The sequence below is a fragment of the Streptomyces sp. SP17BM10 genome, assembly GCF_036322405.1.
Taxonomy (GTDB): domain Bacteria; phylum Actinomycetota; class Actinomycetes; order Streptomycetales; family Streptomycetaceae; genus Kitasatospora.
Map to the genome: position 1 here is coordinate 1 of NZ_JAQYXB010000569.1, position 325 is coordinate 325.

At 84.0% G+C, this 325-nt stretch carries 1 pseudogene; it reads left to right on the forward strand.

The features are described 5' to 3' along the window. Positions 1 to 84 precede the first annotated feature (84 nt). Positions 85 to 325, forward strand: a pseudogene (locus PUR71_RS15285) (glucose-6-phosphate dehydrogenase assembly protein OpcA); the annotation flags it as partial.

Genomic DNA, 325 nt, shown 5'->3' on the forward strand with positions numbered 1-325 from the left:
GCCAGGCGGGCCTGGGCGGCGTCCGCGTCGGAGACGCCGGCGTAGGTGGCGGAGTCGGGCGGGGGCCGGGGGGCCCCCCCCGCGGTGGGTCCCGCGGGCGCCGCGGCCATATCGGCGTCTGCGGGCAGGGGGGCGGGGTTCCCGGCCCCCCCGGCGGGCCACGCCGCCAAGTCCGGGGCCGCCGCGGGTGCCAACGCCGGGGCCGCCGCCCAGGCCGGGGCCGACTCCGCCAGCTTCGCGGGCGTATCCGTCGAGGTCGCCGCCCAGGCCCGCATGGCCGCCGCCCGCGAAAAGAGCGCCGCCGCGGAGGCCAGCCGCGCGGCCA